Below are 9,446 nucleotides of genomic sequence, written 5' to 3'. Positions count from 1 at the left end.
CGTGCAGTCGTTCTTCGAAAGGCGACCACTGCTACAGCGCTCATGAACGGGGGTGCTGACCTTCTCTCAGACCCTGCAATCCGCCAATCTAGCTGTCGCGTCACCTCTATGTACTTGACATTTGATACGTGCCTTTAGGCCCAGATAACCGCATGGGAGACAACAGGTCAGGCAGCAGCGCCACAACTTCATTGGCAACCTCAAGGCCACGGCCATCGTCTTTCGGAATCGCACCCAGATAAAACGACGTGATGACGAGATCCAGGAATGCGAGCCCCGTAAAAAACAGGGTAACCTGCTTTTTGTGGCGCTTCATTCGCCGTTGCTGCCATCGGCTGATGGCCCAAAGGCCACCGCAGAATCTAGCAGCAAAACGATGCCGATAGATATGTATCGCTCGTTCCCGGCGCACTCCAGCAAGTACGGCAGGTCGCTAACTAAGGCATAGCCGCCAGATCCGTTAGAACCTGGCGGCAGCACCATTGGATTATTTGCGCAGTTTTGCACCTAGATCTGTGTTGAACCCATTCCACATGAGGCGTGCTATGTCGCCGCTTTGGCTGCCTTCAACGCCTTATTGGCTTCTTTCATCAAAATGCCGCCCGTTGTGGCCGTCACGACCCCTGCGGTCAGATCGGTTGCCACATGTCCTAAATGAAGAACCGTTCTCGTGATTGGTTCAGCATTAACTGCAATTGACCTCACAAAGCAGGCAACGTTAGGCAGCGCTGAGAAAACCTCATTACTGATATCCGCTCTTTTGATGCGATCGTTCTCCTCTTCGACAGCCGCCAGGTAAAGCGAAAACAGGATCAGGTCGATGACACTTAATAGCGCCCACGTTACGTTGTAGGCTGTTTCTACGCGCCGCATCCGCTCAAGATTGTTCGCCATCATTGACACGGCATCTATCGCCAATGTTCCCCCTCGATAGCTCCATAAGATGATTTCTCTACGGTTCTCCTTGTTAATGCCTCCAGACTCTTCGAACTGAGCGGGATAGCTAAAGCCCCAGCTCATTAAACTCAGCACAAGGCTGGTGACCTCCAGTGCCTGTAAAGGTCCGACAAATCCTGAGCCGATAAGACCAAGCGTCTCATCAAGACTGCTGAGATCGCGATCGCCGCCACCCGTTACCTCAAATCCCGGTACGTCAAATAAATCGAGGATGCCAGCGATGAGGTGATTAACCGTATCGGCCAACGTCGCGATGGTTGTGAAAGCCATGTCCTTACGCAAGTCACGGAGGCTATCGGGCTCATCAGTCGGGCCTGGGCTGCCGGCATCATCAGAGGAATCAGTGCTGTCGGTGAGAACCGAACTCGCAGCCGTCACGTTAGCAAAGGCCAGCGTCCGCCCCTGCTGATTGGTCAAATCTAGCGGCATCGGCACGCTATGGGCAAACAAATGTTGGCCGGTCACCAATTTTGCCGTGACTGTGACCGGAATGGCCAGAATGATCGTAGCCAGATTCAGCACCGTTAGCTTACCGACGCCGATGAAGTCTAACAGGTCTGAAATCAAGGGAATTCTGATTTCCGCATTCAACAAACCCTGGAACAGGTCGATGGCGAGGCCAACCACATCCAGCAAGCCCAGCGCTACATTTTCGACCGCATCCAGTGACTGAATAATCGCATCTCTGAGCGCTTCGATAATGACAATCAGGGCCACCTCCGGCTCGCGGGGATTCTTAATCAGTGCCTGAATGCTGTCAAATACGCCTTCAGAAAGTCGCAGTCCCGCCCCGATGGCATCCTCAAAGGCTTCAAGCATTTGCCTGATGAAGCTGGCTAACGGCGAATTCCCGCCCCCGGAGTCCGATGTGGCCTCAGAGTCTGAGGATTTCGCTCCTCCCAGGAGCTTTGAGAAAAACCACTCCAGCGCTTCGGGTAACTCGAAGCCAGATTTCTCCACCTCCGAAGGCTTGCCTCCGAGTGTTTCAACTAGGCGGTTCATGCCATCCTCTACGCCGTCTTGTAGGTCATCTACCAGGGTTTTGACATGGGGTTTGGCATCGACCGCCAGTTGCTTAGCAGAATCTAAGCTGGCGTTGATAGCCCTTTTCAGATAGCGCTGGGTATCGAGGATGTCGCCCCAGTTGAACAAAAACTGCAGGAACTCGATGAACTGCTTGATGCCCTTGACGACTTTTTCGACCACGGCTTCTACAAACTCAGCCACCTTTTCAGCGGTGTCCACCACAAAGTCAATGACTTCTTCAGCAGTTTTCACCACGAAATGGACGACGCCTTTAACGGCCCCAATCACCACGGATTTCGCTTTTTTGAGCGCATCCTTAATCCGTCTGCCCACTCGGCGAAATAGCCCTCGGGCCGCAAATACCCGTTGAGTCCCAGCAATGTCGATCGCCCCTGACGGCGGTACGGGAGCCACCACTGGTGCTTGAACGCTTTCGTGGCTGGTGGCTTGGCTGAGCAGTTGCGCAAAGTCATCCTGGCTCAGCGCTTCTTCATGGATGCCGCCATTTGAGGGACTGGTATCATCTGCCGAAGCTGAAGCCCCGTCTGCCCGTAGAGCCGCTGTTCTCGCAACGCGCTGTAGCCCAGCGTTACCGCCAAGATTGTCAGGGGACGATGCAAGCTTGAGTTCCCAGGGATCAGCGATCGCCTCACCCGACACCACAGGACTAGATGACGGTACGCGGCTGTCTTTAAAGGCGATCGTCGCGGTCACCCGCTTGATCGTGTTTTGCACGCTGGCCACTTCCGCCTGGCTGTGGGCATTGCGATCGACAATCAGGTTGCCCTGGGCATCCGTCGCATTCCAAAGGGCATCGTCCTCTAGTTCGGCAATTTGCTGCTGGGCTTCCTGGTTTGGAAAAATCACCACCTGCTCATTGGGAGCCATGTCGCTAGTGCGCAGCTTGAGTCCCGGTGTATTGAGACCATCGGCCTCAGAGGTGATCATGATGAAGTTGAGTTCATTGGGCTTGAGCGTCACCGATCGCACCTCATCGATCTCATGGGTGGTGCCCTCGACTTCAATTGTGGTCAGGTCGGTGGCGGAAACCTCGACCTCGCTAGCGCTGCCCGGCTCAAACCGCAGCGTGGTGCGATAGGCCGAAAACTCTTCCAGCTTGTCGCCCACCATGCGATAGTCTTGGCTCAGCTTGGTGGTGTAAGAGGTAAACACATCCTCAGGCACCACCGTTCTAAATATTTTGAGCGAAGAAATCGTATCGTTACCAATCTGGCTATCGAATAGATTTGGAATGTTCTTGACAATATCTTCAACCAAAGAGGATTTAGCAGCTTCTTGGGCTTTCTCAGCAGCTTCTTTAATCTTCTCTCTGATATTCCGAAAGCCTCTAAGCTTCCTCCCCTCTAATCTTCTAGGACGGTCAAATTGTGGAGCTGGTTTCTCTTCTAAGCTTCCATGAAACTTATCTTCTCTAAACACGGTCACACCTGTCTCTGGTCCTAACCGAATAGATGAGGTTTCATCCTGCAAGCTCTGAAACACTAAAAGGTTCGGATACTCACCAGAGAGATCTTTTTCAGTATCAGACAAAATCCAAGTTCTGCCGTGATAAGCAACATGCTGATACAAAGCCACCTCTCCAGTCGCTAGCTCACCCACCTGATTTTCATTATCGGCCATTTTTGCCACACGGGCGAAAACGGCTCGCTTTTCTTCGCGATCAGTCCACTTAAAGGTGTTCTTCTCCCCCATCTCTAACCATTGATCCTTAGCCTGGTTAGCGATAGCAAACTCACCAGTCAAAGGCCGTAACTCCTCAACAAAAAGCGGAATCGCCTCCGTCTCAGGGAACAGTCTGAACAAAGTGTGTTCTTTGTGAGCGTCATGGACTAGCTGAATACGGGACTGCTTTGACTGTTGCCGTAATTCAAAGAGTGCATTGAACGACCGCTCGGGCGATGTTGTAAGCACAGATTTGATGTTCCTGAGGGGAGCATTAATGAGATTTAAGAATTGACCATTAGGGGCTTTGATTAACCATTTCCCGGTAAAGGGTTCTCCAATAGCTGAGCGAATGCGCACAGAGGCTGGAAAATCCTTTAGTCGCGATTGCTTAATATCTGGCAGATCCGCGTACACCCTTTGGCCTGTGCCCCCAAAATCAACCTCTTTAAACAGCGAAACTCTCGTATCTGGGCCGACTCTTAGCGTTTGAAATTCTTGTGAGAAACGAAAGAGATTTTTAGCATCTTCCCTGAGAATAACAGCAGCGCCATCAGTGGCCACCAGCTCAATTTCACCTTCACGCAAGGGTCGACTTACAGGTGGAATCAGGGCTTGAATCTCTGCGGTGTTGAGGGCCGCATGGTAGATGCGCAGGTCTTCGTATTGGGTGGTGGGCGTATGCCGGGTGTGATGACCGAGCTTCATATCAACGCTGCTCTTGATATTAGCAACGCCTGTATTGGATGCCCCCTCTGCCGCCAGGGTGCCATCGAAGTATATTTTCAAGGTTTTACCCTGGCGCACAAGGGCGACATGGTGCCATTTCTTATCGACTAGGCTGGGTAAGTGCTTGGTTTTTGCGCGTGCATAGTTTTTACCTTGACTATTTTCATCCACTTCAAAAAAGAGAAATTTTCCCTGATCCTGAAGCCGTAATGAAAACCAATTACCATGCCCACCCACCGAGCGGTTGCCGATGATGTCCAGATCATCCTGGCCATCGGTGCCCAAAATCTTGATACCAAACGCCACGGTAAAATCGCTGGTGCCGAACTGACTTACCTCAGGGCCAAAAACAATCCGCGACTCCCTGGAATTAAATCTAACAGCATTGCCAATGCGACCATGCCCCTCCCACGAAATAGTACGGTGAAATCGACTTTCGACTCCAGCGATCGCATCTTTTGCGCTATGTCCTTCTCTTTTATTGAACTGCCAGTGATATTTGGGTTGAACAGTCATCGAATTTTCTCCTATTGTGAGTGGTTGATTAGTTGAGTCTCGGTCACGTCTAGATCAGTTTTTTTGAGAATACTGAATTTCAAATTAGACGCGAGTCAATAAGAGTTTGTGTGCTCTTGAGCGGGATTTGAAAATTCAAACAGCCCCGCAAAGAATAACCTCAATCAATGCTTCTTGAATTCCAGAAAAAACATCGTCGATATTCAAAAATGAAAGCCCCTTTTTTGAATTTTTAATATCAATTCAAAAAACTGAAAAATTACTTCCATAAAAACCAAACGCTTAAATATTTCCGATGGCAGAATTGGATTCTGCCAGGAATTTCTGGATGATATTAAAAACCCAAAAAGAGATAAATGGTCGTTGCTCTATCGCCAGCTCATAGATCACATGCTCATGCAGATATCGAGCTTGGTCAGAACTTTTTGGGCGTTAATGATTGATGCAATTAAGGTTCAACTTTGGATGGACTTACTTTGAGAGCTGACTGGCTTTTACTAATTGAAATGATTTGACAGATCATCAGCTTTCCTTCAAAGCCTTGACCACTATGCGGCGGTACGAGGTGTGAGGGGTTAGGTCTGGTGCTTAGCGGCGCAATGCAGTTAAATCACCGGACCGGTTCCTCACACCTCGCATCTTGTTATGCGCCCTTGGCCTGCCTCTCACTGACAGGTACTCAACGTCCAGGTCTGACAGACTTAGCGAGCATGGGCTCATATCGGCATGACGGACTTATGCCTGAACGACAAAGTTGTCAGCCTCCAGTGTCGGTGCGTCTGCAATGGTGGCAAACTGGGCACCGTTGCCAAACCCGGCTTCAGTCCCATTCGCGTTGTAATAGAGGTTGCCGGAATTTGCTCCATAAACAATCAGGGCGTCACTCAGAGCGGCAGCTTCGTCACTGTCCACAACAGCAAACTCACTGGCCGATAAGGGACCCCCGATCGCACTGGTCAACGCCGTAAAGACGGTGACATCCAGCACGATGCTATCAGTGGTCCCAAAGTTTTGGATGAGATCAGTACCGATATCCGCCGCATTGAAAGCCGCACCCGTATCAAAGCCAATTGATACGGCACCACTACCGCCAATCAGAATGTCATTACCGGCACCGCCGATTAGCAAGTCAGCGCCATCGCCGCCAATGAGAATGTCATCACCCGAACCACCAATGAGAATGTCGTCACCGGCACCTCCATCAGCTGTAATCGGGGTGGACGTTCCACTCGCATCCAGAAAGTCATTGCCCTCGCCACCGGAGAAGATCACAGATTGCACATCACTACCAGTGAGATCCCCAATGGTGAATGAATCATCACCACCTTGGCCATTAATCTCAAACTGCTCAATTTCTTCATTGGTTAGGGTAAAGAGTCCGAGATTGAGGCGATTGAAAATGGCCTGGCCGTCCACTTGACGCAGGTCAAACTCATCGCCCGCCCCGCCAGCACCATTCACCTCAGTGACATCAAATCCTTTGCCACCGTTGATGAAGTCACTGCCGTCGCCGTTATTCCAGATGAAGCGATCGTCGCCAGCTTCCAGGTAGGCGGTATCGTTACCCCGTTGACCGACGACAATGTCATCGCCAGCGCCAGCGAAAAACGTATCTTCGGCGGAGCCACCTTGCAGAAAATCGTTGCCTTCACCGCCGAAAGCTTCAATGGTGGTAGAGCTTTCGCGGGCGTCCAACACATCATTACCCTCGCCACCGGAGAAAACAACTTTTTGCACTGCACTTCCGGTGAGGTCACCCACTGTCAGCGAGTCATCACCGCCCTGGCCATTGATCTCAAACTGCTCAATCTCTTCGTTGGTTAGGGTAAAGAGGCCCAGGTTGAGGCGGTTAAAAATGGCCTGACCGTCCACTTGGCGCAGGTCAAACTCATCGCCCGCCCCGCCAGCACCATTCACCTCAGTGACATCAATTCCTTTGCCACCGTTGATGAAGTCGCTGCCGTCACCGTTATTCCAGATGAAGCGATCGTCGCCAGCTTCCAGGTAGGCGGTATCGTTACCCCGTTGACCGACGACAATGTCATCGCCAGCGCCAGTGAAAAACGTATCTTCGGCGGAGCCACCTTGCAGAAAATCGTTGCCTTCACCGCCGAAAGCTTCAATGGTGGTAGAGCTTTCGCGGGCGTCCAACACATCATTACCCTCGCCACCGGAGAAAACAACTTTTTGCACTGCACTTCCGGTGAGGTCACCCACTGTCAGCGAATCATCGCCGCCCTGACCATTGATCTCAAATTGTTCAATCTTTTCGTTGGTCAGGGTAAAGAGCCCCAGATTGAGTCGATTGAAAATGGCTTGGCCATCCACTGCACGTAGGTCAAACTCATCGCCCGCACCGTTGGCACCGTTCACCTCAGTTACATCAAATCCTTTGCCACCGTTGATGAAGTCACTACCGTCGCCGTTGTTCCAGATGAAGCGATCGTGGCCTGATCCTAGAAAGGCAACATCATTGCCGGTTTGACCCACAACCGTGTCATCGCCAGCGCCCGCAAAAACGACATCGGTACCAGCGCCACCTAGAATCACGTCGTTGCCATTGCCGCCTAAAAAGATGTCGTCTTGATCTCCTCCTTGAAGATTGTCATCACCATTACTACCAACCAAAATGTCGCCGAGCTCTTCGATTTCGGGAGCATTCTCAAACAATTCACCCACGATCTGGTTGACAAGAAAAGTTAGAAAGGTATTCATTTGGGGTTCTCCTAATAGTATTAGAGGGCTGAAAAACAAAACTCTCAATAGCGATATCGACGCACTCAAGTTCCTCTTGGTAGAAAGCCAGGAGGGTTGATTCGGATATTTTTAGTGTGCCAAGAACTGCAGAAACAGACTGAAGGGTAATACCATCACCCATGACATGAAAGATGCCGTGGTGAGTGAGTAAATTGCATCTTTTGAATATTGTTTGGGTCGATGTAAATGGTTGATAGCGCACTAAAAGTCGGAAAGTTTAATAGGCACAGAAGGTCGAAGGTGCTTAGCGTACATTCTTATTTCGTCACTCGTGGAACCTCGTTCAACTCGACTAATTTAATTGAACTCTACGGATGGCTACGCTCAGGGCTGAGAAAGGCTAACTTGTGGCTGACTTATGGTGAGGTAGGCACTAGACAAGCGCTTTCGGGATTTTCACTCCGATTGGCTCGAACCATTGACACATAAAGGTTTTAGGGCTCATCACCTTTTAAGAGGCCAGTGCCCACAGGTTTCGCCCCAAGAGTCATCATCATTGACAAACTCAGAAGCTATAGGGCGGCCAAGAAAGAGCTAACTCCAGCGTCGAACACAGGCAGCGCAAGGACCTGAACAATCGAGCGGAAAATTCGCACAGGCCGACACGAGTTAGAGAGAAGACGCATGGAACGCTTCAAGTCTCCTGGACAGGCTCAACGCTTTCTGTCCGCCTTTGAACCGATACGCAGCTACTTTCATCCTCACCAACATCGACAAACGGCAGCTGAGTATCGAGAAATAATGCGTCAGCGCTTGAGCGACTGGCAACGATTCATGCGGCTATCAGCGATCGCTTAGAGCAGCCGTCGAAGGCGATGGACAGGAATTTAGTGCTTGATTTTTAGATGTGGAAAGTTAAGTTGACAGTTCCATTTCAAGACCTAAAACGATTAAAGCTGCGATTTACTGCCATTTAACTCCCGGTTCGCTCATTTCTAAGGAGGTTCCTCAGATTCAGGCCCCAACAGAGTGTAAATACTTATCGGGAAGTTGAGGGCCTTTAGGATACGTTGTTGTAAAGGCGTCAGTTCGGTCAGATGGGCATAGGTCTGCCCTCGGACATTTACCAGTACTAGGGTAATATCGCGAAAACTGGCCAACAGTAATTCGGCTGTCGGACGAGCCGTCGCCCGCTTGGGATTACCAGGATATAGCCCTGAGAGGGTCTCCTGGTGGTCGGCCAAAGCTTGCCGCACCTGGAACTCCACTAGCGTCAACAGACGCAACCCTATCGAGAGCAGGCGAACGAGTCCCTTGATGTGGTCTTCGCGCTGTAAGTACATGGGGGACAGGGACAGGGGATACCCTTTGAGTCGGGCAAAGCTATGCTCCACCCGATATTCTTGCCGGTAGACCGTTACGGCTTGAGGCAGCGATAACGCCGCTTCGGGATGATTGGTGACATAGACCCGCCAGCCCAAGGTACGCGTCTGCTGGTTGATGGCCTCGGTGTCTACGGTGTAATTCACCTGGAATCGGTGGTGCTCCACCACCCGGGCCAGGCGGTCTTGGTAGCGACGCACGGCGTGTTGCTCTACCTGGTCTGAGTAGGTGAGTTGAACGTAGGCCTTGACCCGGTAGCGGGTAAGAATCGCCTGAGCCGCTTGCGCTAAGGCGTCTTCATCGGGAAAGGCTTTGTGACCGCGCCCCGTATCAAATGTCAAGTACATAGAGGTGACGCGACAGCTAGATTGGCGGATTGCAGGGTCTGAGAGAAGGTCAGCACCCCCGTTCATGAGCGCTGTAGCAGTGGTCGCCTTTCGAAGAACGACTGCACG

The 9,446-nt window shown here is 51.1% G+C and carries 5 protein-coding genes and 1 pseudogene; 1 reads left to right on the top strand and 5 read right to left on the bottom strand.

From position 1 onward, the window contains the following. Nucleotides 1-106: 106 nt before the first annotated feature. The 4 genes from IQ273_RS25525 to IQ273_RS25510 form a co-directional block, all read right to left on the bottom strand. Nucleotides 107-316: a hypothetical protein gene (locus IQ273_RS25525; RefSeq protein WP_194025955.1), complete on the bottom strand. Its 210-nt coding sequence runs from the start codon at nt 314-316 to the stop codon at nt 107-109. Continuing rightward, the gene (locus IQ273_RS25520) at nt 313-483 is read right to left on the bottom strand and encodes a hypothetical protein (protein ID WP_194025954.1); all 171 of its coding nucleotides are present in this window, start codon (nt 481-483) and stop codon (nt 313-315) included. Before IQ273_RS25520 ends, IQ273_RS25525 begins: the two co-directional genes overlap by 4 nt. A 60-nt stretch (nt 484-543) precedes the next feature. Next, the gene (locus tag IQ273_RS25515; protein WP_194025953.1) at nt 544-4,911 is read right to left on the bottom strand and encodes a LamG domain-containing protein; all 4,368 of its coding nucleotides are present in this window, start codon (nt 4,909-4,911) and stop codon (nt 544-546) included. A 735-nt stretch (nt 4,912-5,646) separates the two neighbouring features. Beyond that, a complete protein-coding gene (locus IQ273_RS25510) occupies nt 5,647-7,626 on the bottom strand; it encodes a calcium-binding protein (protein WP_194025952.1) in 1,980 nt (659 codons plus the stop codon). Between the two features lie 513 nt (nt 7,627-8,139). On the opposite strand from IQ273_RS25510, the pseudogene IQ273_RS35990 reads away from it, so the two are divergent. Then, a pseudogene (locus tag IQ273_RS35990) lies at nt 8,140-8,338 on the top strand (DDE-type integrase/transposase/recombinase); the annotation flags it as partial. A 265-nt stretch (nt 8,339-8,603) separates the two neighbouring features. Here IQ273_RS35990 and IQ273_RS25500 read toward each other — a convergent pair. Beyond that, nucleotides 8,604-9,338 carry a transposase gene (locus IQ273_RS25500; protein ID WP_228053852.1) on the bottom strand — a complete coding sequence of 245 codons (735 nt, stop codon included), beginning with the start codon at nt 9,336-9,338 and terminating at the stop codon, nt 8,604-8,606. Nucleotides 9,339-9,446 lie beyond the last annotated feature (108 nt).

Source organism: Nodosilinea sp. LEGE 07298, from assembly GCF_015207265.1.
Lineage (GTDB): Bacteria > Cyanobacteriota > Cyanobacteriia > Phormidesmidales > Phormidesmidaceae > Nodosilinea.
This window is presented reverse-complemented; position numbering and strand designations above follow the sequence as displayed.